This is a genomic window from Sulfurospirillum diekertiae, assembly GCF_011769985.2.
In the GTDB taxonomy this organism is placed as follows: domain Bacteria; phylum Campylobacterota; class Campylobacteria; order Campylobacterales; family Sulfurospirillaceae; genus Sulfurospirillum; species Sulfurospirillum diekertiae.
The window spans coordinates 989,819-1,015,296 of record NZ_CP039734.2; the positions used below are offsets into that span (position 1 = coordinate 989,819).

The following is a 25,478-nucleotide window of genomic DNA, read 5'->3' on the forward strand; positions in this document are numbered from 1 at the left end:
AAAGTAGGGGGAATATATCTCCTCAAACGGTTGCAAGAGAATTACATGTAAAGAGAAAATCTCTTTACATGTAAAAGTTTTTAGAGTTTATCTTTGATTTCGATAGTGATCATTTTATCATTTTGAGTAATGCTGTCAAGCACTTTGAAACTCTCTTTATCCTCTTTAGCAATTGCACCAAAAACAGTGTGAACGCCATCTAAGTGAGGACAATCTACGAAGCAGATGAAAAATTGACTGCCACCTGTATTGGGCCCTGCGTGTGCCATAGAGAGAGAACCTCGTTTGTGTTTACTTTTCTGTCCTTTACATTCGCAAGCGATGTTCCAACCAGGACCGCCCGTTCCACGACCAAGGGGACAACCACCTTGTGCCATGAAGTTTTTAATGACGCGGTGGAAGATCAATCCATCGTAGAATTTGTCATTTGCGAGTGTTGCAAAGTTTGCAACCGCTATGGGTGTCTCTTCTGGATTGAGCTTAATGACAATATCGCCTTTTTCGGTTTTGATAATGGCGTATTGAAAAGCTGCCAATTGCTCTTTCGTGTAGTCATATGTTTTGAGTGCGCTCATAGTTAAAGCCTTTATTATTAAGTTTAAGTGGAGATTATAACAAGCCGTTCCTATAAGCTATATTAACTTTTGTGGATGAGTGGTTTCTTGATTAAGAAGCTCAAGACACTTTTAGGATAGGTTGGATTTTCCAAAGGAGGCGATGAGAGGGGGATGCTTTGTAAGAGTTCTAGCTTATCATAGGCTTTGACGAATTCCACTAAGGGTTTGTCGATTGGAAAAAATTGTAAATAATTTGACAATGATTTTTCCCAATCTATGGCAGTATTCATCTCTTTTGCCGCTTCTTTAAATTGCGAGATGTAGAGCTTTTTCATAATATTGGCAATATTTTGTTTGCAAATGGAGAGGTTCATATAAGGCTCAATATTGGTAAAAACTTTAGCATAAGCTTTTGTCTCAATGAGCGCATATTGTTCTAATCCAAAGGTATTTTTCATCTCTTCCAGTGTTTGAACGAGGGCATAATGACTCTGTAATTGAAACTGATCTTGTGTTTTGACTGCCTGAAAAAGCATGTTATGTTCAATCTGGTGTTCAAGAATAATCAAAGCTTTTGAAACCTCTTTAAGCCGAATGGCTTGATTTTGGTAGGGCCTGAATTGATATAATAGATCAGCTAAAATGAGGGATTGTTTGTAATTTTTTTCTTCCAAATAGTGAAGTGTTTCTTGTTGCAATCGTTCACCGACTTGGAGGACTTTTTGGTATAAAGAGGTAGACTCTAAAAAGCTATTTTGTGCTACCAATCGGAAATAGAAGGTGAAATTTTTCTCTTTAACCGAATTTTCTGCCATCGTAAAAGTGCCAGAACGTTTGAGCATATTTTCGATGATGGCTTTTTTCTCTTCGACTTCCTCAAAGGCTTTTAAACTCTCCTTGGCTGCTTCTTTATTTAAAAGAGGTTCTCGTGCTAAGAGTATTTGTGCTTTTTGGAGACTTTTATTCCAAAGCGCTTCCAACTGAGCAAATAAAGAGCTTTTTCTCAGTGCTGGTTTTAAGGTTGCTAAAGAGTATGCAGGTGCATAACTCATACTTCTGATATAGCGTTGTAGTGACATTAAATCAGGTTGTAACGATTCTATTTCCGCAAATTCAAGCTTACATTTTGGGTGAAATAAAAAAGGCTCAGCAATATTCTGTGCTTGCTCAATCTCTCCTCGAGAGAGAAGATTCATGATGGTCTCTTTTTCTTCCAGCCAATACTCATAGATTTTTTTGGTTTCACGATGCGACATTAAAAAAATATTTTTTTGAAAAATAAGGCATGCTTCTTTGATCTGCCTGAGTTTAATATAGGTAATGAATTGTTCTTCGTGCTCTCTGTGATTAAAGAAAAGAATTTCACCTGTTTTAAATCCCATAATAAAATAGTTTTGGGTTCTGCAAAGAGTGGTAACCCCGTAGTAGGGTAATTTAACTTGGTATAAAATATCAAGCGTTTTGACATAAACTGCAAAGAGTAGGGTCTCTCTTGTTCCAATATAGACAAATTTTTTACTGTGTGAGAGCACCATGACAGAGGGCCAGATATTTTGATCTAGCAACATCTCTTGAAGAACTTTACCCTTGAAAAGATCGATTTTAATCATTTTTCCATTGCGTGTGATAGCAAGCAGCGTTTGATCATCGGCAAAGATCATCATTTCGATGACGCTGCCAATTTTCTGCTTAAAGACAATCTTAAAGCTATTGGTCTTGTAAACAACCAACTCATGTGAAAAAGAGGCGTAAGCAGATAGATGATACTCTTCAGAAAGTGCTACGGCACTAATGGAATCGCTTGCGACAGGGAGATTGGCTTGGATCGTACCATCTTCTGGGTTAAGAATATAACTACGTCCGCGTTCATTGCCGGTAATGAGTAAAAGATCATTTTCGCTAAAAGCAGCTTTGGTTACGACATCATGCTGATTGTAATGAAAGGTACTCAGGGGAACGATTTTGGATTGCGTATCAATCACATATTCTGTCCCTTGTTGTGCAAAAGAGATATAGGCAAGATTTTTACCAACGGTAAAAGGTCGTTTGTAGTAGTCAAAAAGATCATGTTGTGGTAGAACTGAAAGTGGCGCATTTTTAATTACTTTGAGTTCATTGAGGTCTATTTTATGCAAATGGCATTGGTTATCAATGACTTGTAATGTCGATTCATTCGCGATACTGGCAGCGGAAATCGCTGTATGAAACGTTATCTCTCTTGAACTTGGCAGCATAATTCAAAATCCTCTTGTTTGACGATGCAAATGATGTAGCGATTAGGTTCATATTGACTGATTTTGACAAGCACTTCAAGCAGATGCCCAATGGATCGAATAACACCTTTAAACGTGATATCACCATCATAAGGCCAATTATTTTTAATAGCTTCAATACTATTAAAATAATCCATCTCTTCAAAATTGACTAATTCTGAAAGATGAAGTGTGTGCGTTGTCAGTTTTCCCAGTAATGTTTCATCAACATGATTATTGACAATTTCTTCAAAACGTGTATTGTGGTTTTCAAAATGAAGATCGTCCAAAAGGAGAGCTGAAGCAAAAGGAATCTGTTTTAAGAGGTCATTTTCTTTAACATTGATTGCACGTTCAATATTTTCTTTAGTCGTTTCTTCATTGTGTTTATAAAGTTCCGTAAGATCTTGTGCAATACTAATTAATTTTATAAATTCACCCTTAGCATCTAAGATGGGAACAATGGTTTTATAATTGTACAGAGGTGTTAATGCACGTGTTTGATTGATAATCAGACCTTGCCATGTTTTCTTAGCCAAGAGACAAGACCAAATATCTTTATAGATTTCTTTGCTCATGGAAGGATGGTAGAGAACATCATATTTTTGCCCAATAATCTCTTCTTTACTGTAGCCAGTTGCTTTACAGAAATTCTCATTAACATCGGTAATAATGCCATTTTTATCTGTCAATGAAACAATGGTTGCTTTATCGAGAGCCTCTTGATAGGCTCTGAGCAGAGAGTCTTTCAAATCAATAGATTGTGATTGAATATGCGCTATTTTTTTAAGTTTTTGGTTGGTAATTTCGAGTTCGTTTTTATAGTGTTTGAGTTCTTGTTCATCATGAATATGCTTAACAATGCTATGTAAAACTCTAAAAATTTGTTCACTTTGGAGAGGTTTTGTGATGAAATTATCGACATTAAGATTGATGAGTTTGATAAGATGGTCACTCTCATTATGAGCAGAGGTAACAAGAATAGGCAGTGAGGGATAGAGCCTTTTGATGTTTTCAATCATCTCTATACCATTCATCAGGGGCATTTTGATATCGGTAATGACAAAGTCATAATGCGTGAGAGAGAGTTTTTGTAGTCCTTCTTCACCATTGGAGGCTAAATCAACTTGTGTAAAAATATCACTGAGGAAAAGACATACTTCTTCACGAAGAGCAAGGTCATCTTCGACATATAATATTTTTAGTTCTTTACTCCAAGCAATCAGCTGATCAATTTGGTTTTCCATTACGGCTCTCCATACGGATTTTATGACTCTATTATATACTTTTGAGCGTTGTATTTGAGTTGTTTTTTGCTATACTTATCTTAATTACAGGCGATTAACAGACAATTTACTCATTGAGGAAAAAAAATGAGCGAACCGTTATCTTTACTTCTCGTGGAAGATGATATTTCTTTGAAAGAAGAACTGAGCATTTTTTTGTCAGATTTCTTTGATACGATAGATGCTTTTGGCTCTGCTGAAGAAGCGTATGAGCACTATTTAACTTCTATCTACGATCTGATTATAACCGACATTGAGCTTCCCAATCAAAATGGTCTTAGTTTAGTTGAAAAAATTAAGAAAAAAAATCCTTCGCAACTTGTGATCGTCATCTCAGCTTATAAAGAGGTGGATTATTTTCTTAAAAGTATTGATCTAGGTATTTTTTGTTTTTTAACAAAGCCTTTTGATTCTCAGCTTTTGATCAATACGATGATCAAGGTCACCAATCAACTGCACCGACAATACACAAAAAATGATGCTCCTAGCGTTGTGATATTAGACAAAGGTATTAGCTTTGATTTGAAAACAAAATGTTTACATGTAAAGGGCACTTTACAAGAACTTACGACTAAAGAGGAACTTTTACTCGCTCTTCTAGTCAAAAATGCCAATACATTTGTGCGCAATGAACAGCTTTGTCAAGAAATATGGCAAAGTGATGAGGTTAATAATTCGACACTACGCGCCCTTGTAAAACGTGTACGCGATAAATTAGGGTATGAAGCGTGTATTGTCAATCTTAAAAACAGAGGTTATAAACTTACTGCTCATGGTTTATAGGCAATTTTAGAGGTGCATTGAAAAAATAACCTTGAGAATATTCAACCCCTAAGTGTTTGACCATCTCAAATTCTTCTTTGGTGGATACAAATTCTGCAATGACAGGCATATTCAATTTTTTTGCCATGGTGCTAATAGATTCTACAATATCTTGATTTCGAGTGATTGTATCGATATTTTTAATAAACTGACCATCAATTTTTAAAAAATCCACACCTAATTTTTCTAAACGGTTAAAGTTTGAGCGATCACTTCCAAAATCATCCAGTGCCAAAAGGTAGCCCATACTTTTAAGTATATGTAAATTCTCTAAAGGGATATGGTTTGCATCACTGATAATAATGTCTTCTAAAATTTCAAATGTTACTAAAGATGGTTCTATATTGTAGCTTTTTTGTTTTGCCTGTAAAAAATCAATGAAGTTTGAATTGAGCAGGTCTTCATTGGTAATATTGAGTGAAAATGCCACGTTTTGTCCAGAGAACGTTTTGTAGGACTTGTTAATCATGAGACGTGTAAGATTACTCATCAAGCCACTACGTCGTGCCGCTTCTAAAAAATGAGCAGGTGAGATAATCTCACCATCATCTTCAATACGTGCTAAACACTCATATTTGACGATTTCACCGGTTGCATTATCAATAATAGGCTGAAAATAAGGAATAATACGATCTTCTTCCATCGCTATACGAAATTTTTGAATCCATTCCGTTTCTATTTTGGTTTGTTTTAAAAAAGCATCATGCGTATTGTAAATGTTATATTGGTTTGGAATACCACGCATTCTCGCTTCGCGAAGTGCTATACGTGCATTAGGAAGTAGCAATGCAGGGTTTGTTGCCGTAGCAATGCCGCATGAGAGTGTAATGTACACAGGCTGCTCTTCATATTCACCAATAGGAGTTTCTCTGAAAAAGGCTTGGATTTGAATGGCAACAAATTCGGGGTTGATGATTTGTGGATCAAAAATAATGACAAATTCATCCGAGTTGTAACGGTAGAGATGTACTTCTTTAGAGAGATTGTATTGTAAATATTCGCCCACTTTAAAGAGTGCTTCATCGGCGAAGTCTGTACTATAGGTTTGATTGATAAAGCTAAAATTGTCAATGTTATAGAGCATAATAGTTAAGGCATGGTCTTGTACAAAAGTATCTAAAAAGTTGTAAAGTACCGTGGCATTTTGAAGTTTGGTGATTTTGTCAATCGTTAAAAATTCATGAACGGTTTGAGAATTTTCTGCCAGCAATAAGGATTGCTCTTCGAGTTTTTCTTGTAATTTAGTCTGGTTTTTAGCTTTTTCTTGACGCTCTTTAACCAATGAAGCAACTTTGTAAATGGTTTCCACAAGTTGATTGAAGTCGATTGGTTTTAAAATATAGCCATTCACATTGTTGCGAATACTCTCTAAAAAATATTCGGTTTCATTGTGTGCAGAAACAACAATAATAGGTTGTTTGGGGTTGATAATTTGAATATTTTTAATCAGATCCATTCCGTTCATTTGAGGCATATTGAGATCAGTGATGACGATGTCATAGAAGTTTTCAGATTTTTTGTAGAGTAATAAGGCTTCATTTCCATCACTTGCCTCGTGGATTTCTCCAAAAAGATCATGTAAAAGGGCAATAGTGTTTTCTCGCAATACAACATCATCTTCCACATATAAAATGCGTAAAGATGAGGTCAAGGTCAAAAGATCTTTAAGGCTAATTGTCACTGTATTCTCCAGATATTTTAATGATAAATTTTGCACCTTTCAACGTATTTGTGACTTGTAAAGAGCCATGACAATGCTCTTCAATAATTGCTTTTGACATATAAAGTCCTAATCCTGTACCATTTTTTTGAGCTTTAGTTGAAAAATAAGGATCAAATATTTTACGGATATTTTCATCCGGAATTCCCCCAGCGTTATCTTCAATTTCAATGATAAAAAATGAATTTTCCTCATAAGTATTAATCCATATCGTACCATCTTTTAACTTCTTTTCAAAAATGGCATCTTGTGCATTTTGGATAATATTGATCAAAACTTGCATAATTTGTGTCTCATAAGTGATAATTTCGCGAGTTGAACTATTCTTTACATGTAATGCTATCTGGTGTACTTCCAGGCTTTTGCCAATAATTTTAATTGCTTTCTCAATAATAATGGGAAGAGAGCTTTTCTCGCAATGTTGATTTGGTTTAAAAAAGTTTCTAAAATCATCGACAGTATTGGTTAAGAATTGGACATAACTTTCGATTTTACCAATGGCTGTATTTAAAAATACATCTTGCTCTTCTCGTCCTTCTTCTGTTGTTAAATCAAATTTATTAAGGCTTTGTTTGAGTCTAATGCTGGCAGTGACAGTGGAAATAGCACCTAAAGGTTGACGCCATTGATGGGCTATCATACTGATCATTTCACCCATTTGTGCTAAGCGTGATTGATAAATGAGCATTTTTTGTGTCTCCATATTTTCGATGACACCTTCTTTGATCTTGCGTTCCATTGAATTATATAACCCTTGCAATTCTTGACTCATTGCCATAAAATTTTCCAACAGAATATTGATTTCCACAATATTGGAGTATTCTATCTGAGTTGTGACAAGTTTATCTTTAAATTGTTTTGTTGCTTCAATGAGATCGTGCAATGGTGCTAGAATTTGGTGTGAAAATTTATCGGCTCGTGCTAGAAATATGTAAAGAAAAATGAGATAAAACAGCGCCATTAAACCTAGTGCGATATATCCGATAAAATTGGTTTTTGCTTTAAGTCTTGTGGTCGTTGCAAGCAATGAATCTTGGTCAAGTAAGAGGACCACTTTCCAATGTGTTTCGGGGATGGCATTTTGTGTGATGAGAAAATCAGCATGCTGATCATGAAATTCTATCATAGGACTGTTCTCTTGTAAAATGCGGCCAAGCGACATGGCCAAAAGGTTGGTCTTATTGGTAAAAAGGTTTAAATTATCAGCTTTATGCTCTGTTGGCATTGGTGTTGACGATTGCATGCCAAGATACGGTTTTAAAGCCTCATTCATCCCTAAAATATTACCATTTTCATCAACCAGCATTGTCATAGAAGTATAGGGGAGTTTGAGAGAGAGAATATTGCTGATAAGTTGGTCAATCGTCACATCAATACCGACAACACCTTCAAGAAAGTCTTCTTTATATACAGGCGCAATGGCACTGATCATCCATCCCTTTCCTGCGGGATCCAAGTAAGTGTTTGTCCAGACTACTTTTTTTTGCGGGTTATGTTTTTCGTCGGCAAGGTAGTAAAAATTATAGGTAGGAATATCTATATCGTGAGCATATTGTCCTAGTGCATCAGGCATAAAAGGACAAAGCCTGTTCATGGAGTCATAACTGTTAAAATAGACTTGGGCGATGTTGGTATTTGTTTGCAAGACGGCATTGTAAAAAACATCAAGTTTTTCAGTTGCAATGGCCTTTTCTAAACGGTTAGGAGTCTCTTTTTGTATGTTGGAATAAAAGAGAGTACAGGAATCTTCATGTTTTTTGGTATTGGTAATAACTCCAGTTTTGGTAAGGCTGTATGTATGGTCTTGGGTGTTTACATGTAAAGGTTCATAGGAAGCGAAAAAGTTTTCGTGCTCTTTTTGAAAGAGAAGTGTAATATTTGAAATCATTTTAAATTCATTATTGATAATGGTCGCTGAGCGTTTACTGATCTCTTTAATCTGTGCTTTTGTCTCTTCAATCAGTGCATTTTTATTTGTTTCATTAACGTAAGCATTGCTCCAAAAATAAGCCAAAAGGAGCATCATTTCAATAAGGAGTAAAGGGAAAATAATTGATTTAAGATATTCTTTTTTGATAAGTTTGGAAAGAGTATTTTGCATTATAGAATTAACCTTCTTTGAGCTTAATGGTAAATTGGGCACCTGTTGGCGTATTGGTTGCTAGTATTTGACCTCCACAATGCTCTTCGATGATCGTTTTTGACATATAGAGTCCCAACCCTGTTCCATTTTTTTCTTGTTTCGTAGAAAAATATGGCTCAAAAATATGAGGTAGAACCGTTGCCGGTATGCCTCCTGCATTATCGGTAATAGAGATGGTTTGCCATGCGTCTTCCGTACCAATGGTAATCTGTATATTTGGGTTTATGATCTCTCTTTCTTTGATAACATCTTCCGCATTTTTGAGAATGTTGAGTATTACTTGGGTGACTTCATTGGCATAGGTAAAAATTTCAGTGGTAGCATGTGTTTGAATATTGATCGTAATGCCATTAATTTCAAGCGCTTTTCCGATGATTTCCAGTGTTCGGTTGATAAGCTGAGAGAGCGTAATGCTCTCTTTTTGTTTATTGGGTTTGAAAAAGTTACGAAAATCATCAATGGTTCGTGTGAGAAATTGCACATAAGATTCGATTTTACTCATCGCTTCTTCTAAAAAAGCTTTGCTGGCTTCTTGCCCTTCAATCGTTGAATAGTCAAAACGATTCAGCATGATTTTCAGTTTAATAGACGCTGCAACTGTTGAAATAGAACCCAGTGGTTGCCTCCATTGGTGGGCAATCATACTGATCATCTCTCCCATTTGTGCTAAGCGGGACTGTTGCAAGATGTGTTTGTCTTTTTCTCTATTTTTAGCGACTTCTTCTTCAATGCGTCGCTCTAGCGTTTGATTGATCTCTATGAGTTCCAGATGGTTCTTACAGGCGCAAACAGCGTTTTCAAGTTTTGCTTGAAATAAGGAGATAATCTCTTGAATCAGATCCATTTCAGCTTTGGTTGCATCAAAAATGAAGACAATCCAATCGTCCATAATCTTTACATGTAAAAGGTATTTGCCATTGGTTTCATTAAAAGTAATGGTGTCATACTGAGTAAGCGATGAAGGTAGCACTAAAAGGTCTTGAAACGCTTTTTTACCATAGAAACAGATTTGCTTGTGTTTTTGTGTATGTTTGTCATATTCCCAGTAAATTGAAGCCAATGCTCCAGTCTTGCGTGAAAATACTTTTAAAAAATGCTCCATCATCTCTGTGAGTTGAAGCGAAGTACCGATGGCGCTGACACATTCAAAGGTAATTAAAAGTTGTTCATTAAGCTGTTGCATAAAATACTCCTAAGAGACAAGGTATTCATAAATGTGAGAGGCAAGAATAAAATACCATAAAGATCCTAATACACACAATGTATGACAGTATTTAAAGTGTACCCACGACACAGGTATTATTGTAAAATTCGATGCACTCTTGATCGGCATTGGCAATTTCACCAAGACTGAGGATGCCCCAAATCATTGTTTTAGATGGATAGGCATTGGCAATGGCTTTGATCTCTTTTGAGAAATCTTTATCTAAAAATAAAAAACGAGAAATACAATCGACGAGTAACACGGATTGAATCGACTCATCAGGGATCTCACAACGTGAAAGTAAAGCGGCATCGTGTGCGGCGCTGATAATCTCCTCTTTTTCTCCTTTAAGAATAGACAAAACAGAATTTGAGTCAAGCTTCCCCACTAAAACAATATTTTTTCCATTGGTTGTGACAGGTTCTCTGACAATAAAATCTTTCTTATACCGCACAATTCCCAGTGGGTATCGTTGTGAAATTTGAAAAAAAGGAGTCGTATCAAAATCTAAGCCCCCGTCTTTTTCTATGGCTTCTTTATAGACATCAAAGGCATCTTTAAAGTTGATTTTTTCTAAGATATTGTCATGGCTATTGGTTGCGATGAAAGGTCCAACGAGAGGTTTCCACCCATGTTTGACACCCAGTCCAATGGTACTGACAGATGAAAGGATGATGGCATTATTGAGGTAATAGCGTTGCATGTCAAAGATAACGGGTTCTTGTATCAGGTTTGATTTCCCTGCCCCACCACCAATTAATTTTGTATTTTTGGGAATCAGCGAGTAAAATTCTTCCAAAAACTCATCTATTCGTGCTGAAAATCCATCAAGAATCGCAAAAATAGAGCAGATATTTTGAGGAGGATCGAATCTCGAAAGATCACTAATATCAATGATTTGCATGGTTGTCGTAGGGAGGAGCTTTGCTACAATAATGCCTTCAGCAAAACTTTTTCCATTAAAAATAACTCTTGGGAAAATAGCACCACATACCTCGACATCTGCCATTTTTTGGATTTCCAAAAAGGGTGTTTCTTCTGCTATTAGTAAAAGATAAGAGCCTTTTTTAAGCACCCTTGGCAAATCTTCAACTCGCTTAATAAAGGAGATACTTTCAAACATTCTTTTCTCCCAATGTTTTGTTGAAAGCATTGTATATGACAAGTGTGATAAATGCGTTGCAAAATCTTTACATGTAAAAAATTTACAGCTTTATTAAAGGCTCACAGATGGCTTTAGATGCTTGTATAAGAATAGTCGGCGCTAGGTAAAGTTGCACACCTCGAAGCCCTGCGCTGACATAAACTTTCTCGTGCGTGGTGATCGATGTGTCGATAAACGTTGGATAGGCTTTTTTCATCGCAAGGGGTGAACAGCCACCACGAATGTATCCTGTAAGTCCTAATAGCTCTTTAACCGCAACGAGTTCACAGCGTTTTACACCAGCCACTTTGGCTAAGGCTTTGAGGTCAATCTCCTCAGCGGCAGGAATACATGCTACAATAATATGTTTTGCGTCATCTCTCGCAACCAGTGTTTTAAACACACACGCCGCATCTACCCCAAGTGCATGTGCTGCATGTGTCGCACTCAAATCTTCTTCATCCACTTCATACGAAGTCATCTCATACGGTAGTTTGAGCGTATCCAAAAAACGCGCCGCATTGGTTTTTTTTAGGCTCATTTTTCAACTTTTCTATAATTTGTTTTGACACCGAAAAGATCGGACTCAATATTTTTATCATCTTTGAGTACAAAGGTAATGCTTGTGTTGGTAAGTGGGTTTATAATACGAATGTTAGAATGATCAATCTTGTAATGTACGATGGTAGTTGCACCCATCATTTGGACTTTATCCTTAAAAAATTCTATATCGCCTGTGGGAGGAAAAACATTTTTGCCTTGTGGTTTCCATTTCCCAATGAGAGGATTAGGTGCTTCATACAGTATCATTGCTACAACGACAGAGCCAAGAAGTACACAGGCTACAGTGATGACAATTTTAGGGTGATGTTTGGGATTCCAGTCTCGCTCTTTCATACATTGGCTCATTTTTTTCAAAACAGATTCGCGCGAGATATTTTGTTTAGGGGCCGAACGAGGTTCTTTATAGGTATTTTGACGCTCAGATGTGTTCTCTTCCTCTTCTAATTGACGAAAAAATTCATCTTCTTCCTCTTGATTTAAAGGGTCTTTTAAAACACGTTTTTTCTTTTTAAGCAGTTTATCGGGATCCATATAATCAAGTGTCTCGTCCTCTTTAACTTCAAAAAATTTCATAAATTTAGAAAACATTATGTACCTTATGTGTTAGTTTTTTTGATTAAAAATTATAGCACTAGAACCTTTTAAGGACGATGAGAGAGCTAAAAAAGCTTACATGTAAAATAAAATAAGACCATTTTTAACATGCTATAATGATGAGAGTCTAATCAATAATAAGGTGTTGAATGTTTGATGATAAGAAAATCCAAAAAAAAGATAAATCGAGACAATTACAATCTTTAAAACCAAAAACATTGCGTAGGGCAAGGGTATCAAGACCTCGTAAACGTACTCCTCAAAAGCAGGTTCTCAAAAGTCATTTTTTCGTGTTTAAACTTTTTCTAGGGAGCATTATGGCTGTTGTAATGATACTGGCTCTTAAATATATTATCGAGCCACTTATCAGTCCAAACCCGTTGCTTGGAAAATGGAGAACACAGACAGCTTTAGGCATTATGGAAATTGAGTTTGATCGAAAGAGTATGTCCTCTTTTGGTACAAAAAATCCTGTAAGTTATGATGTTGAAGAGAACAAAGTCATTGTATTTGATGACACGATTAAAGTAGGAAATGCTTATAAAATTATTGATCAGAATACGATTTCTACCGAAGCTGGCGGTTATAAAACAGTGTATAAAAGGGTGAAGTAATTTTTTTTATAGTCTTCTTGTTCTTATCCAAAGCGATCAATGTGTCAGTGGCTCAAACCTTAATAACACAAGCGTGTTAAAGAGGTCGTATCACAACGTTAAAGGGCATGTTGTTATGTTTTTGGCTTGATGCTCCATGTATTGTAAAGCTATTTTGCATCTCATCAAACTTATATTCTTGATAACGCTGTGAAAATCCTGTATGGTACTGGTGAGAATCTAGCTCTCCTATAGTAATAGTATCCACAAATTCTGGATTATTCATATAAAACGTCACTGTTGCAATCATGGATTCTACAAGGTCATGATTGATATAATAATTTACAGAAAACTTCTCTTTTCCCACGCCGGAATCATAAGCTATTTCGTTTTTATCTAAAAATGCTTTCATCATTGCAGTTGCTTCATCGCCCATTCAATCCCTCTGATCATTCAAATTTATACAATTTTATACTGTCTAATTCGTATTCTATCTTAAAGATTATGGTTAAGGCAATAGGTATATATTCACTTGTACAACAGGCGAATATATAGCCTAAAATAGGTCAATGCGTCATGGATCTTACGGTTTACTATTATCGGCACAATTTATTCATAACATCATAATTAATTGCCCAAAGACCTTTTTTCTCTTCCTTCGCATTTTTCAAAGCTTTTTCAAGCTCACCAGGATAGGCAGCTTTTTTATTAATACAGGCAAAACCATCTTCAATCATTTGTAATGAGTAATCAACACTATTTTTATTTACGGTTGCGAGTATTCGTCCCGCTTGATCTTTTTTGTCTGACTCAACAATAACCTTGTCACCTTTTTTAAAAAACTTAGAAGCATAGTCGCTTGCCAACTTTCCTAATTCTTGGATATCTTTTGCAGGAACACCTAGTTTTTTAGCATCTCTATTTAGCTTTGCATTACTAAATTTTTCCGGTACATCGATGTAGAGGATTCTAACGGTTTCCTCAGATTGCCCTAACACCATATGTAGTGTAGAACTATCAGAAATTTTAGTAACAACGCCAGCACTCTCTATGGCAAGAAGCGGAAATGTTGCGAGTAGAGATACTATGATGAGTTTTTTATACATATTTATACCTTTATTTTTGTTCTTTGTGTGTATTGGCATTTTCGATAGCTTTTTGTGTCTCTTGTTGCATTTCTAATAATTCACTACTGACGGTTTTTTGAATCGTTGAGAGTGCATCAGATACATTGTTTATTTGGCTGAAATCCATTCCTCTCAGTATGTAAACAAGCATACCAATCATAGCTAAATACCATAGAAAATTAGGGATACCAAAGGTGTGATTTTTCTCTTTTTTATCCGTTTTGCTTATAAATTGTCCTAATTCTCTATAGATGTTATTTTGGGGTTCATCTTCACTGTTTTGAGACTGAGCATTTTTTTGTGAGTATTGACCTAGCAGATCAAGGGTATTGTTCTCTTTATGAAACATCTAAAACGCTTTTTTTCTTTAGTTCTGGACATTGACTCAATAAACGATCATTCATATTTCTGATTTCGTAGTAGATTTGGTTTCATTCTAAAACCATTGGTGAATTATAGCACTTTGGTATCAATCTTTTAATTTACTATTTAAATAGATAGATATAATACATTATAACAATGTGGTGAAAATTGAGGAATAGGTAACATTAAACCCAAAAGAGTTCATAGATAAGATTTTATGAATATTGAAAGTGTTTGTGAAGTTTGATTTTAGAAAGAACGGTGGATGGGGATACAGGATTCGAACCTGTGAATGTCACGACCAAAACGTGATGCCTTACCGCTTGGCGAATCCCCAAGAAGATTTAGAAATAACTGGTTGCGGGAGCCGGACTTGAACCAGCGACCTTCGGGTTATGAGCCCGACGAGCTACCAACTGCTCTATCCCGCGATATTTTCTCTAAAGGGAATCGAACCCTGATAACTGGATGAAACCAGCTTCTCTTAGCGCTTGGCGATATTCAACCAAGTCGTTAATTGAGGTGAAATTATAGTCATTTTTAATTTGTTTGTCAAGGGTAATTTACTATAATCATTTAAAATCAATTTTGGAGCGAAAATGCCGATACAAAGAGTCAAACAAGCGATAGAAGATATCAAGCATGGCAAGATGGTAATGATGGTGGATGATGAAGATAGGGAAAACGAGGGTGACCTTGTTTTTGCAGCAACATTTTCGACTCCTGATAAAGTCAACTTTATGGCTTCGGAAGCCAAAGGTTTGATCTGTGCACCTGTTACAGAAGAGATCGCTAATCGTTTGAATCTTAATCCAATGGTGAAGAACAATGACTCTCAGCACGAAACTGCCTTTACGGTTTCCGTGGATGCTCGTGTGTGTACGACGGGAATTTCTGCGTATGAGCGCGACATTACGATCAAAATTCTTGCGGATGCGCTCAGCCAACCTTCCGAGCTTGTTAAACCAGGTCATATCTTCCCACTCATAGCGCGTAAAGGTGGAACACTGGTTCGTACGGGGCATACAGAGGGTTCGGTTGATCTGTGCCGTTTAGCAGGTCTTTATGAAGTTGCTGTTATTTGTGAAGTGATGAAAGAAGATGGTCACATGGCACGCCGTGATGATCTAGATATTTTTTGTAAAAAACATGATATGAATATTGTTTACATTTCAGATATTGTGGCGTATCGTATGCAATCAGAGTCATTGGTGCGAGAAGTATTTTCGTCCAATGCTCAGTTTTTTGGGGCACAAACTCGTAAAATTGATATGGTTGATCATGAAGGAAACCATCATATCGTTTATGCTTTTGGTGAAATTGGAAAGACGAGTGCAGTGAAGTTTCACCATATTTTGCCAGACAATGAGCTTTTTGCTAATGAAAAAAAATACCAAGGTATTTTAAAAGCGATTGAGTATCTTAAAAAGAACAATGGTGTTTTCATTTTTGTCGATAGCGAATACACCACCAACCCAGAACTTCGAGAGTTTGGTATTGGAGCGCAAATTCTTAAAAAATTGGGCATTGAAAATATTGATCTTATTTCGATTACGTCACGTAAAGATTATGTTGGCTTGTCAGGTTTTGGGCTCAATATCAATCAAGAGATCGTTCTTTAATCTTTACATGTAAAGGGGTCCCATGGATTTTTTTCTTCTTTCAGCACTAGTACTTTTAGCGGTAACGGCTATTATGGTGACCATCTCCAAACATATGGGGCTTGGTTCTATCTTAGGCTTGCTGATTGCGGGAATTATCGTGGGGCCTCATACCCCTGGACCTATTGTTACCAGTGAAGTCGAAAATTTACGCCATTTTACGGAATTTGGTGTGGTGATGTTGCTTTTTATCATTGGTCTTGAAATGCAGCCTGCCAAATTATGGTCTATGCGTAAAGAGGTCTTTGGTTTAGGTTCGCTTCAAGTCATCGTTTCAGGTGTGATTCTTGGGTTTTACATGAGCTTTTTTGTCGATCGTTTGAGTGTAGCAATGCTGTTAGGCTTTACCTTGGCACTATCTTCGACAGCATTTGTCATGCAGATTTTGCAAGAAAAAGGTAAAGTTAATACAGAGCATGGCAAAAACGCTTTTGCAATTCTCCTCCTTCAAGATTTAGCCGTTGTACCTCTTTTAGCTGTACTTCCTTTGCTCTCAATGCAACCAAAAACAACCAATGTTTCATGGTTTGAATCTTTAGCAACCGTGGTTGTTATGTTTGGACTTTTAATTGTTTTTGGGCGCTATATCATTCCTAAAGCGCTGGATAAAGTGGCTAAACAGCGTAATAAAGATGCTTTTTTACTGCTTACGTTGCTGAGTGTTGTCCTTTCAGCGTACTTGATGGATCATGCAGGGCTGTCGATGGCACTGGGTGCTTTTTTAATGGGTATGTTTCTCTCTACCTCACGTTACAGTTTTCAAATCGAATCGAGCCTTGAGCCTTTTAAAGGTATTTTGATGAGCCTTTTCTTTATTGCGGTGGGTATGTCAATCGATTTTAAAGCTATTATGAGTGCCCCTTGGGTTTTTAGCGAACATATTGTGGTTATTTTAGTGCTTAAAGCGTTGATTATCTTTGTGTTGATGCTTGCTTTTGGAGCAACGAAAAGTGGTGCGATTAAACTAGCTTTTTTACTCAATCAAAGCGGTGAGTTTGGCTTTGTTCTCTTTGGTGCGGCAAAGGCATTGGGGATTATTGACGACCAGCTTTTTGTTGTCGGCATTGGTGTCATTTCAATTAGTATGCTTTTTACTCCAGTCCTGTATAGCTTTGGGTGTTCGTTAGCGAACAAACTAGCGAAGGTTTCTCAGTTTTCATACTTTGAAAATGCGAGTATGGAGCAAAAAGTAGTTGTTGCGGGTTATGGAAGCACGGGCAAAGTGATTGCCAAGATGCTTAAAAGTAGTGGCATTCCGTTTATGGTGTTTGATATCAATGCCAACGAAGTAGCGCTTGGTCGTAAAGAAGGGTTCCCAGTTTTTTTTGGGGACATTACAGACTTAAAACTGCTCAATACCATTAAGCTAGATCAAGCTTCAATGATCATTGTCTCGATTGATCATAGTCTTAATGCGATTAAAGTCGTTAAGCATATTAAAGATAACTATCCGCACATCAAGATTTTAGCACGAGCACTGGATATCAAAGCAATGGACAAGATGCTTTTTGCAGGAGCCAGTTGGGTAATAGCTGAAACGTTAGAAAGTAGCATTCGCACGGGCTCAGAAGCACTCAGTCAACTGGGTGTCCAACCAGATGAAATCACTACTTTGTTAGAGTCATTACGTAAAAATGAGTACGAACTTATCCGCGAGATTACCAAAGCATAAGTCACTTTACATGTAAAAGGAGAAAGAGAAAAAATGAGTCGTTTATCTATTGTTTTATCAACACTTATGAGTAGTATCATCATCCTTGGATGTACCCCATCGACACCCAATTCACCCTCAATCAGCGCCGAAACCAATCAAACGAAGAGTGCGGATAATGCTTCTGAAACAACGGCTGTACAAAGAGTACAAGAGGTGTATTGGAAGTTGATTGGTGTTGAGGGTAAAGCTGTCATGGAAGATCCTAATGGACGAGAGGCGTATATCATTTTGAAATTAGAAGACAATCGTCTGCAAGGTTTTGGTGGATGCAATATTTTGCTAGGAAGCTATGAGTTGAATGAAAGCGATCATACCGTACATTTTTTACGTGTTGCTTCAACCATGATGGCCTGTTCACGAATAGCGGATGAATCTGAATTTTTAAAAGCATTAGAGAAAGTCGATCATTATAAAATCGATGAAGGTGTCCTTCTTCTTCAAAAAGCGGATAAAACTGTCGCCACATTTGAAGCGTCTTATCAGCCTTGAGAAGCGTGTAAACAGGAGGCTCTTTGTAAATCTAAAAGGTTTTTTTCGTGCGATGGAAAGCTTTTTAAAACATGACTCGCTTTCATAAAATCATATTCTGCAAGAAACAGTAATGCTTCCATCTTCTTTTGTAACGTTGTAATCTCTTCAAGTTGTGTGGACAAAATTGTTTGGTACTCATTGCATGTGCGCACTTTCCGCAATGCTATTTCAATTTCTCCTCGCATAATGGTTAAAGGCGTACGCAGTTCATGCGATGTTTGGGTATTGAACTCTTTGATGCTTATAAAAGAGTTTTCCAAGCGCTCTAGCATGGCATTAAAGGCAATGGCAAGCTGATTGATCTCATCATCACTACAGCGTGTTTTAATGCGTTTAGAGAGCTCTTTTGCGCTTATCATCTGGATGTTCTTCAGCATCTCTTTGAGCGGTTTAAAATACCTGCTCATTAAGAAATAGCCCCCAAAACTTGACAATATCACAATAAAGGGCGTCAATAACCACTGTGTTCTTAAAAAGTGTTCAATGGCTTCATGTATCTGAATAACACCCGAGTTATTTTCCCTTAGGTTGTGCTCAACATTGATAAAAAGCGCATAGTTAAAGCTGACTAAAACAACGGTTTGAATAAGAAGGTACCATAAAATCAATTTGAATTTAATGCTCAACATGTGCGTCCTTGGTAAGCCGTATAATCACAATTTCACTAGGAACGCGAAAGCGAAAGTTCAATCCCCAACTACCATACCCCGTAGTGACAAAAATCTGTGTTTTGCCATAACGATGTAAGCCTTGCAGGTAAGGCTGAAAAAGCCTAACAATATACCCAAAAGGATAAATCTGTCCACCGTGCGTATGACCACTCAGTTGTAAGTCAATAGAGGCATTTTGAGTCAAGCGAATATCTTTGGGTTGATGTGCCAATAAGATAGCAGGTACATCGGGATTGAGGTTTGTAAAAAGCTCTTTTTCATGGCGTTTGATGCCAAAGTAGTGACTAAAAGCATCGCTCAAACCTACAAATTGCAGGCGATCATCGCCTCTGCAAAAAGTGAGAACACGATTGTCTAAACGGGTAAAGCCCAGTGCTTCAATCTCTTTGGAGAGGACTTTACATGTAAAAAGAAGATCGTGATTGCCACTGACAAAATAGACAGGATGCTTGATCTTTTTTAAAATATCCAGATGCGCTCGTATCTTAGAAGGAAAAGTATCGAATAGATCGCCCGTGAGAGCGACCATTGTGATACTCAGTGCATTGATTTTTGCAACTAAGTTTTCAAGCGCATGAAGCGGTGTTTTAGCGTTTACATGTAAATCGCTCAGATGCACCATTGTAAAATTTTCAAAAGAAGGCGGCAGCTTTTCGATACCAATCGTCATACTTTTAAAATTCAGTTTTTCATACGCTTTTTCAAACATCATCGCATCTTTTAATTTTTTGCCAACGTAAGGTCATAAGAGATGGCAACTTCATCACGCACACTTAAGAAGAGAAGGGTTGGAGGCTCAATACCAAAGTCGCTCATTTTGATGTTAAAGCCACCTTTGAGATTTAAATGATCATTTTGATCGGCGATATCCGCTTTGGTGTCGATCTCTTTGACCTGTTTATTGAGGGTGAGTGTTCCAAAAAGATGGTAGCCATCCGCCTCTTTTTTGACCTCTTTAAGTTTGAAAGTCGTGCTTGGTTGTGCTTTTACATGTAAAGCTTCGTACATGTGTTCATCACGTTTATCATTTTCACTTTTAAGATTTAAAAGATCGAGGGAAATATCGCCTTTGAGGGACTCAACGGCATCGTCCATACTGAGCTTTGCCACAACTTGAGAGCTTTTAGGGTTGATATTGCTATCACCTAAAATTTCCGTTTGTGCTCCAATAGTGCCTTCTTTGAAACTAAGCTCTTTAGCATACATGCTACCACAAAGTAGAGAAGCGCTTATCAGTGAAAACGCGATTTTATTGAACATTGTTAATCCTTTTTTGAGAAGTTTGATAGATAAAGCTATAGATTTCTGCGCACAAAAGTAAGCAGATAAATATAACGCCAACATAGGTGTAGCCGCCAAGTGCGCTAAGGAGCCCACCACCGCCTGCGATCCAGCCTGTTAAGACCATGATCATTCCTAAAAGCCGTAAATTTCCTAACTTTGAGAGTCGTTTGAGAATGACAAAGTTATAGTACGAAATCACAAAAGGGTACACCATGCTCAAAAGCACCGCTTCGCGCGAGGCATAGAGCATGTAACTTAGGGCAAACAAAGAGACAATGATAAACGAATGATGCTCTTTGAGGGTATCACGAAGCAGATACGCTGCGCCCATTCCCACTAAATGAAATACCAAAATGATGTGCCATGTTTGGGCTCTCCAGATAGACATGTCAGGACTGCGTGAAAGCGTTTCAAAAAGATTAGCATCTAAAAATGCCCAAATCGCCATCGATAAAACCGCATAAACACTCAAACTCTGCGACTCAATCTCGACCCTATGCTCTGGCAAACGGTGAATAAAAAAGCTACATGTAAAGGCAACCAAAGAGAGTGCAATGGCGAGATTGCCTCGTAAAAGTGGTGCATAAGTAAAAAGTGCTGTCGAAATGGCATAGGTAACACCAAGGGCGATGGCGATTTCCGTATAGCGACCTTTGGTAAATTTAATAGACATCTTGCAAAACTCAAATAAAAGGCACTAAAAATGCTTGGCAAGAGGCATGAAAAAATATGAACAAATGCAAAAGCATAAACCCAAAGATTTTAAGCGCCATATTGGCGTTAATGAAGAGACATTTAACGCAATGATAGAGGTGTTTAGGCAATACGATGAGAATCGTAAAAAAGGATTAGGTGTAGGAGGGAGGAGATCTCTTTCACCAGAAAATAAAGTACTTTTGATGCTTGGCTATTATCGTGAGTATCGCACCCTTGAACATATTGGATTTGATTATGGTGTGAGTGAATCAACGGCTTCAAGGATTGTATGTGAAGTAGAAGAAGTGTTGATTAAGTCTGGTAGATTTTCATTGCCAAGCAAGAGAGAACTCTATAAAAGTGATGTTGCCCTCTCTTTTGTTGTCATTGATGCGACAGAAACGCCTTGTCAAAGACCCAAAAAAAGCAAAGAGAGTACTACTCAGGTAAGCAAAAGCGTCATACCCTTAAAGGACAGATTGTGATTGATAAAGAGGAGAGGATTATGTGTGTGCATACCGCTAAAGGTACGACACATGATTTTAGACTGTTTCAAGAATCTAATCTCCCCTTGATGCCCAAGACCTGTGTTTATGTTGATTTGGGATATCTGGGTATTGCCAAAGAACATAGCCATTGTCAAATTCCCCATAAAGCCTCCAAACTTCATCCTTTGAGTGAGGAGCAAAAAGAGGAAAACAGACAAAAAGCAAGTGCTAGAATATGTGTTGAACATGTGAATGCTAAAATCAAAACATTTCAGATACTCACCCAAAAATACAGAAACAGAAGAAAACGATTCAATCTACGCTTTAATTTGATATGTGGATTAATCAACTTTGACCGTGGTTTTGCTGTGGAATACAAATGAGTTTTGCAAGATGTCTAATAAGTAACGGTGCGCTCATACCAAGGCTAACGCCAAGAGCTCCCAAAACCACAAGGTTTAACGAAGGGTAAAAAAGTGAACAAAATGCTTGAAGCCCCACAAAAAAGATGATCTTCTTTTGATCGGAATTGAGCCAACCAAACGAGCGGTACACCAGTAAACTTCCCAGCACACCCCCTAAAGGAAGGGTAAAGAAGGCTTGAATGTTGGAGTGAAACACTTCGATAATTCCCGTTTGCGCGATAAGTAAGTAGTAGCAAAACTCACTCGCAACAAAGAGTGTAAAGAGGACATTAAACATAAAGACTCCTTTCAAATTTTGCTTGAAAAATGACATAAATGGACGCAAATGCAAGGTCGTAAACAGCGATCAGCATCGCTTCAACGCCTAGTTGATGGGAAAGGTAAAGCGATAAAAACATCGCAGAAACAGCAATGCGGTTAAAGGCACTTAGTTTGGCAAGCATGTGCGCATAGGGTGGTTGCGTTAATCCAAAAAGGTGAAGAATCCCCGTCGTTGTCATAAATGCAAAGACGACGTACTCATACTTTCCCTCAAAACCAAAGCCTAAAAGTGGATAGAGTGTGTCAGCAAAGATAAACAAAAAGATACCGCCCAGTGCATCGGAGAGAAAACCTGTTAAATGATACAGTCTTAAAGCATCGAATTTTTCAATTCTTAGTCCTAATTGTGGGTAGAAAAAACCAGTCGTGACCAAAATAATAAACAGTCCACAGAGCATCCTGATTGTCCACAAAAGGCTAATATCTGCTTGAATAAAGCCTGCTTCCATCATACCCGCCATGGAAAGAGCGATGAGCATAAGAGCAAAACCCAGTGTGTAAAAGAGCACAAAAGAGCGTTGGTTGAGCTTTTTAAGATAGGGTGAAACCACCGCCATTGCCATGAAGAAGACTCCCACACCCATAGCGATGTGCGCATGCGCAACAATGAGGTCATTGCGGTGGAACAACCATCGAAGCGTTGGTATAAACAAGATGTTTCCCTCAACATCCACAAACAAAAAGGAGTAGATCGAAATGACTAAGAAAGGGTTGTTTTTAAAGGTGATGTTGGCATCTTTAAGCCATTTGAGCAGGAGAGGAACATAACAAAAGGTCAGGTACTGAAAAAACCATTCTTGGTTGTAGCTAAGCTCGCCTATCAAAATGCGATGCGCGACAGAGCCGATGTAGCCCACAAGAGGAATGATCCACATAGCGTGGTATTTTGCGACAAACGTCTCTTTGGCATGCAGTTTAATCAGCAAGTAAAAAATAGGAATCAGTGTAAAACTCATCCCCAGCGTGTTATCACCATGCGGTCCTTGAATCGTCTTTTCCACTTGTCCGATGATGGGATTCATCAACACTAAAAGGGCGATGGGAGAAGCGATGACAAGGTATAAAGAGACTTTGATCCATAACGGTATGACCTTGTAGACTTTGATGTAGTCATACAGCGCTAAGATGTAAAAAAGTCCTGAAAAGGCGAGAATAAAGTTAAGCTCATAGGCAAAGTCGTAAAAAACCAGTCCACGATGCACACCCATCAAAAGACTTAGCGTCATAAAGACTAAGAAAATACACCAAAGCGTAAAGTAGATTTTCAGTTTTTCAAGCCCTTTTTCACTGTGAATATGCTCCTTTTCCATTAAAACAAATGGCAAAAAGGAGAGCATCAACGGTACAAAACCATAGAGCATCAACGAGACATGCACGCTTCTCGCATTGGGAGCCGTAATGATGGAAGAGGGCAGAAAATAACCCAATAGGTTGAGTGAATACTCAAATCCAAATGCCAAACCGAGCACTAAAAAAAGTGAGCTTACGGCAAAGGCTTTTTGTATAAAACTAGAGAATTTTTCCATCTTTTACCTCGATAATTTTGTCTGCATAATCCGATACATGGCGATCATGTGTCGCAATGATGATCGTTGTGCCACTTTTGGAGAGTGTTTTAAAAAGTTCATAGATTGTCTGTGAATTGCGTGAGTCTAGGTTGCCTGTGGGTTCATCGGCAAAGATGATTTTGGGCGTATTCACAAGAGCTCGCACGATGGCGGCACGCTGGCGTTGACCGCCAGAAATCTCATCGGGGTATTTATTTTTGATTGCTTCAATACCACATTGTTTAAAGAGCGTATCCATGTAGCTGCTTTTTTTATGAATAGCGGCGAGTTTGATGTTTTCCAAAATCGTTAAATAGCCGATGAGGTAGTGAAACTGAAAGATAAACCCCACCTCTTTTTGACGAAACGCATCAATGTCTTTAATAAGCGTGTACGCCTTGCCTTCAAAAAAGAGCTCACCATGGCTTGGACGAAGTAAAGAAGAGAGAATGGAAAGAAGCGTCGATTTACCACTACCACTTTCCCCCACAATGGCGATAAATTCACCTTTTTTGGCCTCAAAATTGACATTATCAAGCGCTAAATCATTTTTATAGTAATGGGTAATGCCACCCGCTTGAAGAATCATAGTGCACCCCTTTGAATAAGGATGATCGGGTCGATCTTTGAAGCACTATATGCTGGCAACAGTGCGCCTAAAAGCGCCATAAAAAGCGAGAAGCCAAAGACGCTTAAAATCGTCTCTAGGCTTAGCTCACCATTGACATAGCCTTGAAATTTCTCGATGTGTGCGATCATAAACAGAAGCACTTTGGAAAGCAGAAGTGCCGAGATGAAGCCAACACAAGTGATAATAAACGTCTCACCCACGACCATTGTCATAATGAAATTAGACGACTTCCCAATGGCTCTTAAAATGCCAAATTCACTGCGACGTTCATTGATCGTGATGCTAATGAGGCTCGCAATGCCAAGCAATCCCATTAAAAATGCCACTGCGCTGATAACATTTGCGGAGGTTTCGATGATCTTAAATTGATTGTAATTGTCCACAAACTCGTGTGTGGTTTTTGCTTCGATGTCTGGGGTTAGCGCGTTGATATGCTCTATCAATTCTTCGACATCTGTCTCTTTATTGATGCTCACCAGTAAGATAGACGCTTCTTTGTTAAAGATGGCACTGGCGTCTTCACGGTTTAAGACGGCTCCACCATCTTCAAAGCCGACACCGTTTTCAAAGATGCCTGAAACGTTGAAGGTTTTGTTGGAGATCGAGACGGATTTGGGTGAATGAAGGCGTGCATTGATGTTTTTACCCAAAATGACTTCGCCCTTTTTGGGGTAAGCACCTTCTGTGAGCGCATAGGTTTTAAAACGATTTTCACTCACACCGTAAATCGCAGCGATAGGGAGTTCGTTGATAGGGCTTGCCCCTAGAATGATCGCATACACATCATTAACGCCTGCAATGTTTTGAATCTTATCGCTAAGCGAAGCGTTCACATCGCTGAAAAAGGTATCGGCGATTTTGGCTTGCGTGACGATGATGTCGCCTTCGGTTTTAAGCATCGTAGAGTACATGCCGATGATGCCCCGTGAAATCGAGGTTATCATAAAGATAGCCGTGATCGCAACGGTGATGCTCGTATAAATCAAAAAGGTTTTAAAGCGGTTGCGATTCAGCGCTTTAACGAAAAGTGACATCAATAGAATTTCCTTACGAGTTATAATTTAATGACAATTTTAGATGAATAAGATGAATTGAGTATGAATTTATATAAGACTTCTTGCAGAACTCTTGACACGTTTT

Annotated in this window: 27 protein-coding genes and 2 tRNA genes; 7 read left to right on the forward strand and 22 right to left on the reverse strand. The window is 37.8% G+C overall.

Annotated features, from left to right (window positions below; translation table 11 throughout):
* Window positions 1-80: 80 nt before the first annotated feature.
* The 3 genes from FA584_RS05010 to FA584_RS05020 all read right to left on the reverse strand — a co-directional run bounded on the left by FA584_RS05010 (window position 81) and on the right by FA584_RS05020 (window position 4,056).
* A complete protein-coding gene (locus FA584_RS05010) occupies window positions 81-575 on the reverse strand; it encodes a peptidylprolyl isomerase (protein ID WP_096046386.1) in 495 nt (164 codons plus the stop codon).
* A 62-nt stretch (window positions 576-637) separates the two neighbouring features.
* Window positions 638-2,791 (reverse strand): hypothetical protein, encoded by a 2,154-nt coding sequence (locus tag FA584_RS05015; protein WP_096046387.1) that lies wholly within the window; start codon window positions 2,789-2,791, stop codon window positions 638-640.
* Window positions 2,767-4,056 carry a hybrid sensor histidine kinase/response regulator gene (locus FA584_RS05020; protein WP_167750402.1) on the reverse strand — a complete coding sequence of 430 codons (1,290 nt, stop codon included), beginning with the start codon at window positions 4,054-4,056 and terminating at the stop codon, window positions 2,767-2,769. The genes FA584_RS05015 and FA584_RS05020 overlap by 25 nt, the downstream gene beginning before the upstream one ends.
* Before the next feature lie 126 nt (window positions 4,057-4,182).
* Here FA584_RS05020 and FA584_RS05025 point away from each other — a divergent pair, with 126 nt between their 5' ends.
* Window positions 4,183-4,878 (forward strand): response regulator transcription factor, encoded by a 696-nt coding sequence (locus FA584_RS05025; protein WP_167750403.1) that lies wholly within the window; start codon window positions 4,183-4,185, stop codon window positions 4,876-4,878.
* On the opposite strand, the gene FA584_RS05030 is transcribed toward FA584_RS05025, so the two are convergent.
* From FA584_RS05030 to FA584_RS05055, 6 genes are all read right to left on the reverse strand, one after another.
* Window positions 4,859-6,598: an EAL domain-containing response regulator gene (locus FA584_RS05030; RefSeq protein ID WP_228448597.1), complete on the reverse strand. Its 1,740-nt coding sequence runs from the start codon at window positions 6,596-6,598 to the stop codon at window positions 4,859-4,861. The genes FA584_RS05025 and FA584_RS05030 overlap by 20 nt on opposite strands.
* A complete protein-coding gene (locus FA584_RS05035) occupies window positions 6,588-8,738 on the reverse strand; it encodes an ATP-binding protein (RefSeq protein WP_167750404.1) in 2,151 nt (716 codons plus the stop codon). Before FA584_RS05035 ends, FA584_RS05030 begins: the two co-directional genes overlap by 11 nt.
* Before the next feature lie 7 nt (window positions 8,739-8,745).
* Window positions 8,746-9,963 (reverse strand): sensor histidine kinase, encoded by a 1,218-nt coding sequence (locus FA584_RS05040; protein WP_167750405.1) that lies wholly within the window; start codon window positions 9,961-9,963, stop codon window positions 8,746-8,748.
* Window positions 9,964-10,054: 91 nt separating this feature from the next.
* The gene (locus FA584_RS05045; RefSeq protein ID WP_167750406.1) at window positions 10,055-11,107 is read right to left on the reverse strand and encodes an FIST signal transduction protein; all 1,053 of its coding nucleotides are present in this window, start codon (window positions 11,105-11,107) and stop codon (window positions 10,055-10,057) included.
* An 82-nt stretch (window positions 11,108-11,189) separates the two neighbouring features.
* Window positions 11,190-11,669: a Cys-tRNA(Pro) deacylase gene (gene ybaK / locus FA584_RS05050; protein WP_167750407.1), complete on the reverse strand. Its 480-nt coding sequence runs from the start codon at window positions 11,667-11,669 to the stop codon at window positions 11,190-11,192.
* The gene (locus tag FA584_RS05055) at window positions 11,666-12,280 is read right to left on the reverse strand and encodes a hypothetical protein (protein ID WP_167750408.1); all 615 of its coding nucleotides are present in this window, start codon (window positions 12,278-12,280) and stop codon (window positions 11,666-11,668) included. Before FA584_RS05055 ends, ybaK begins: the two co-directional genes overlap by 4 nt.
* 155 nt (window positions 12,281-12,435) lie before the next feature.
* Here FA584_RS05055 and FA584_RS05060 point away from each other — a divergent pair, with 155 nt between their 5' ends.
* The gene (locus FA584_RS05060) at window positions 12,436-12,900 is read left to right on the forward strand and encodes a hypothetical protein (RefSeq protein ID WP_167750409.1); all 465 of its coding nucleotides are present in this window, start codon (window positions 12,436-12,438) and stop codon (window positions 12,898-12,900) included.
* A 76-nt stretch (window positions 12,901-12,976) separates the two neighbouring features.
* Here the strand turns inward: FA584_RS05060 and FA584_RS05065 are convergent, their stop codons facing one another.
* From FA584_RS05065 to FA584_RS05085, 5 genes are all read right to left on the reverse strand, one after another.
* Window positions 12,977-13,315 (reverse strand): hypothetical protein, encoded by a 339-nt coding sequence (locus FA584_RS05065; RefSeq protein WP_096046396.1) that lies wholly within the window; start codon window positions 13,313-13,315, stop codon window positions 12,977-12,979.
* 160 nt (window positions 13,316-13,475) lie between these two features.
* Window positions 13,476-13,985 carry a thermonuclease family protein gene (locus FA584_RS05070; RefSeq protein ID WP_167750410.1) on the reverse strand — a complete coding sequence of 170 codons (510 nt, stop codon included), beginning with the start codon at window positions 13,983-13,985 and terminating at the stop codon, window positions 13,476-13,478.
* A gap of 10 nt (window positions 13,986-13,995) precedes the next feature.
* Entirely contained in the window at window positions 13,996-14,355 is a 360-nt protein-coding gene (locus tag FA584_RS05075) for a hypothetical protein (protein WP_167750411.1), read from the reverse strand.
* A gap of 276 nt (window positions 14,356-14,631) precedes the next feature.
* A tRNA-Gln gene (locus FA584_RS05080) sits at window positions 14,632-14,706 on the reverse strand.
* A gap of 18 nt (window positions 14,707-14,724) precedes the next feature.
* Window positions 14,725-14,800, reverse strand: a tRNA-Met gene (locus FA584_RS05085).
* Window positions 14,801-14,968: 168 nt separating this feature from the next.
* Between FA584_RS05085 and FA584_RS05090 the strand changes: the two genes are divergently transcribed.
* From FA584_RS05090 to FA584_RS05100, 3 genes are read left to right on the forward strand one after another with little or no spacing between them, the layout of a single operon-like run.
* Window positions 14,969-15,991: a bifunctional 3,4-dihydroxy-2-butanone 4-phosphate synthase/GTP cyclohydrolase II gene (locus tag FA584_RS05090; protein ID WP_096046399.1), complete on the forward strand. Its 1,023-nt coding sequence runs from the start codon at window positions 14,969-14,971 to the stop codon at window positions 15,989-15,991.
* Between the two features lie 22 nt (window positions 15,992-16,013).
* A complete protein-coding gene (locus FA584_RS05095) occupies window positions 16,014-17,702 on the forward strand; it encodes a monovalent cation:proton antiporter-2 (CPA2) family protein (protein ID WP_167750412.1) in 1,689 nt (562 codons plus the stop codon).
* Between the two features lie 33 nt (window positions 17,703-17,735).
* Window positions 17,736-18,233 (forward strand): META domain-containing protein, encoded by a 498-nt coding sequence (locus tag FA584_RS05100; RefSeq protein WP_167750413.1) that lies wholly within the window; start codon window positions 17,736-17,738, stop codon window positions 18,231-18,233.
* On the opposite strand, the gene FA584_RS05105 is transcribed toward FA584_RS05100, so the two are convergent.
* The 4 genes from FA584_RS05105 to FA584_RS05120 are packed head-to-tail and all read right to left on the reverse strand — an operon-like array spanning window position 18,224 to window position 20,903.
* Window positions 18,224-18,904 carry a HAMP domain-containing protein gene (locus FA584_RS05105; protein ID WP_167750414.1) on the reverse strand — a complete coding sequence of 227 codons (681 nt, stop codon included), beginning with the start codon at window positions 18,902-18,904 and terminating at the stop codon, window positions 18,224-18,226. The genes FA584_RS05100 and FA584_RS05105 overlap by 10 nt on opposite strands.
* Entirely contained in the window at window positions 18,891-19,655 is a 765-nt protein-coding gene (locus FA584_RS05110; RefSeq protein ID WP_191342084.1) for a metallophosphoesterase, read from the reverse strand. Before FA584_RS05110 ends, FA584_RS05105 begins: the two co-directional genes overlap by 14 nt.
* 11 nt (window positions 19,656-19,666) lie before the next feature.
* Window positions 19,667-20,206: a YceI family protein gene (locus tag FA584_RS05115; RefSeq protein ID WP_167750416.1), complete on the reverse strand. Its 540-nt coding sequence runs from the start codon at window positions 20,204-20,206 to the stop codon at window positions 19,667-19,669.
* Complete coding sequence (locus tag FA584_RS05120) at window positions 20,196-20,903, reverse strand: hypothetical protein (protein ID WP_167750417.1); 708 nt, start codon at window positions 20,901-20,903, stop codon at window positions 20,196-20,198. Before FA584_RS05120 ends, FA584_RS05115 begins: the two co-directional genes overlap by 11 nt.
* Before the next feature lie 46 nt (window positions 20,904-20,949).
* Here FA584_RS05120 and FA584_RS05125 point away from each other — a divergent pair, with 46 nt between their 5' ends.
* Window positions 20,950-21,411: a transposase family protein gene (locus FA584_RS05125; RefSeq protein WP_025343414.1), complete on the forward strand. Its 462-nt coding sequence runs from the start codon at window positions 20,950-20,952 to the stop codon at window positions 21,409-21,411.
* Entirely contained in the window at window positions 21,333-21,797 is a 465-nt protein-coding gene (locus tag FA584_RS05130; protein WP_084613060.1) for a transposase family protein, read from the forward strand. The genes FA584_RS05125 and FA584_RS05130 overlap by 79 nt, the downstream gene beginning before the upstream one ends.
* Here FA584_RS05130 and FA584_RS05135 read toward each other — a convergent pair.
* The 4 genes from FA584_RS05135 to FA584_RS05150 are packed head-to-tail and all read right to left on the reverse strand — an operon-like array spanning window position 21,760 to window position 25,372.
* A complete protein-coding gene (locus FA584_RS05135; RefSeq protein ID WP_167750418.1) occupies window positions 21,760-22,116 on the reverse strand; it encodes a hypothetical protein in 357 nt (118 codons plus the stop codon). The genes FA584_RS05130 and FA584_RS05135 overlap by 38 nt on opposite strands.
* The gene (locus FA584_RS05140) at window positions 22,109-23,686 is read right to left on the reverse strand and encodes a heme-copper oxidase family protein (protein WP_167750419.1); all 1,578 of its coding nucleotides are present in this window, start codon (window positions 23,684-23,686) and stop codon (window positions 22,109-22,111) included. The genes FA584_RS05135 and FA584_RS05140 overlap by 8 nt, the downstream gene beginning before the upstream one ends.
* On the reverse strand, window positions 23,670-24,296 hold the full coding sequence (locus FA584_RS05145) for an ABC transporter ATP-binding protein (protein WP_228448142.1): 627 nt from the start codon (window positions 24,294-24,296) through the stop codon (window positions 23,670-23,672). The genes FA584_RS05140 and FA584_RS05145 overlap by 17 nt, the downstream gene beginning before the upstream one ends.
* Window positions 24,293-25,372, reverse strand: a complete 1,080-nt coding sequence (locus FA584_RS05150) for an ABC transporter permease (RefSeq protein WP_228448144.1) — start codon at window positions 25,370-25,372, stop codon at window positions 24,293-24,295. The genes FA584_RS05145 and FA584_RS05150 overlap by 4 nt, the downstream gene beginning before the upstream one ends.
* Window positions 25,373-25,478 lie beyond the last annotated feature (106 nt).

Excerpts from the sequence above, each read along its gene's own strand:
- FA584_RS05010 (WP_096046386.1), bottom strand. The coding sequence starts at position 575 with ATGAGCGCACTCAAAACATATGACTACACGAAAGAGCAATTGGCAGCT.
- FA584_RS05015 (WP_096046387.1), bottom strand. The coding sequence starts at position 2,791 with ATGCTGCCAAGTTCAAGAGAGATAACGTTTCATACAGCGATTTCCGCT.
- FA584_RS05020 (WP_167750402.1), bottom strand. The coding sequence starts at position 4,056 with ATGGAAAACCAAATTGATCAGCTGATTGCTTGGAGTAAAGAACTAAAA.
- FA584_RS05025 (WP_167750403.1), top strand. The coding sequence starts at position 4,183 with ATGAGCGAACCGTTATCTTTACTTCTCGTGGAAGATGATATTTCTTTG.
- FA584_RS05035 (WP_167750404.1), bottom strand. The coding sequence starts at position 8,738 with ATGCAAAATACTCTTTCCAAACTTATCAAAAAAGAATATCTTAAATCA.
- FA584_RS05040 (WP_167750405.1), bottom strand. The coding sequence starts at position 9,963 with ATGCAACAGCTTAATGAACAACTTTTAATTACCTTTGAATGTGTCAGC.
- FA584_RS05045 (WP_167750406.1), bottom strand. The coding sequence starts at position 11,107 with ATGTTTGAAAGTATCTCCTTTATTAAGCGAGTTGAAGATTTGCCAAGG.
- ybaK (WP_167750407.1), bottom strand. The coding sequence starts at position 11,669 with ATGAGCCTAAAAAAAACCAATGCGGCGCGTTTTTTGGATACGCTCAAA.
- FA584_RS05055 (WP_167750408.1), bottom strand. The coding sequence starts at position 12,280 with ATGTTTTCTAAATTTATGAAATTTTTTGAAGTTAAAGAGGACGAGACA.
- FA584_RS05060 (WP_167750409.1), top strand. The coding sequence starts at position 12,436 with ATGTTTGATGATAAGAAAATCCAAAAAAAAGATAAATCGAGACAATTA.
- FA584_RS05065 (WP_096046396.1), bottom strand. The coding sequence starts at position 13,315 with ATGGGCGATGAAGCAACTGCAATGATGAAAGCATTTTTAGATAAAAAC.
- FA584_RS05070 (WP_167750410.1), bottom strand. The coding sequence starts at position 13,985 with ATGTATAAAAAACTCATCATAGTATCTCTACTCGCAACATTTCCGCTT.
- FA584_RS05075 (WP_167750411.1), bottom strand. The coding sequence starts at position 14,355 with ATGTTTCATAAAGAGAACAATACCCTTGATCTGCTAGGTCAATACTCA.
- FA584_RS05090 (WP_096046399.1), top strand. The coding sequence starts at position 14,969 with ATGCCGATACAAAGAGTCAAACAAGCGATAGAAGATATCAAGCATGGC.
- FA584_RS05095 (WP_167750412.1), top strand. The coding sequence starts at position 16,014 with ATGGATTTTTTTCTTCTTTCAGCACTAGTACTTTTAGCGGTAACGGCT.
- FA584_RS05100 (WP_167750413.1), top strand. The coding sequence starts at position 17,736 with ATGAGTCGTTTATCTATTGTTTTATCAACACTTATGAGTAGTATCATC.
- FA584_RS05105 (WP_167750414.1), bottom strand. The coding sequence starts at position 18,904 with ATGTTGAGCATTAAATTCAAATTGATTTTATGGTACCTTCTTATTCAA.
- FA584_RS05110 (WP_191342084.1), bottom strand. The coding sequence starts at position 19,655 with ATGTTTGAAAAAGCGTATGAAAAACTGAATTTTAAAAGTATGACGATT.
- FA584_RS05115 (WP_167750416.1), bottom strand. The coding sequence starts at position 20,206 with ATGTTCAATAAAATCGCGTTTTCACTGATAAGCGCTTCTCTACTTTGT.
- FA584_RS05120 (WP_167750417.1), bottom strand. The coding sequence starts at position 20,903 with ATGTCTATTAAATTTACCAAAGGTCGCTATACGGAAATCGCCATCGCC.
- FA584_RS05125 (WP_025343414.1), top strand. The coding sequence starts at position 20,950 with ATGAAAAAATATGAACAAATGCAAAAGCATAAACCCAAAGATTTTAAG.
- FA584_RS05135 (WP_167750418.1), bottom strand. The coding sequence starts at position 22,116 with ATGTTTAATGTCCTCTTTACACTCTTTGTTGCGAGTGAGTTTTGCTAC.
- FA584_RS05140 (WP_167750419.1), bottom strand. The coding sequence starts at position 23,686 with ATGGAAAAATTCTCTAGTTTTATACAAAAAGCCTTTGCCGTAAGCTCA.
- FA584_RS05145 (WP_228448142.1), bottom strand. The coding sequence starts at position 24,296 with ATGATTCTTCAAGCGGGTGGCATTACCCATTACTATAAAAATGATTTA.
- FA584_RS05150 (WP_228448144.1), bottom strand. The coding sequence starts at position 25,372 with ATGTCACTTTTCGTTAAAGCGCTGAATCGCAACCGCTTTAAAACCTTT.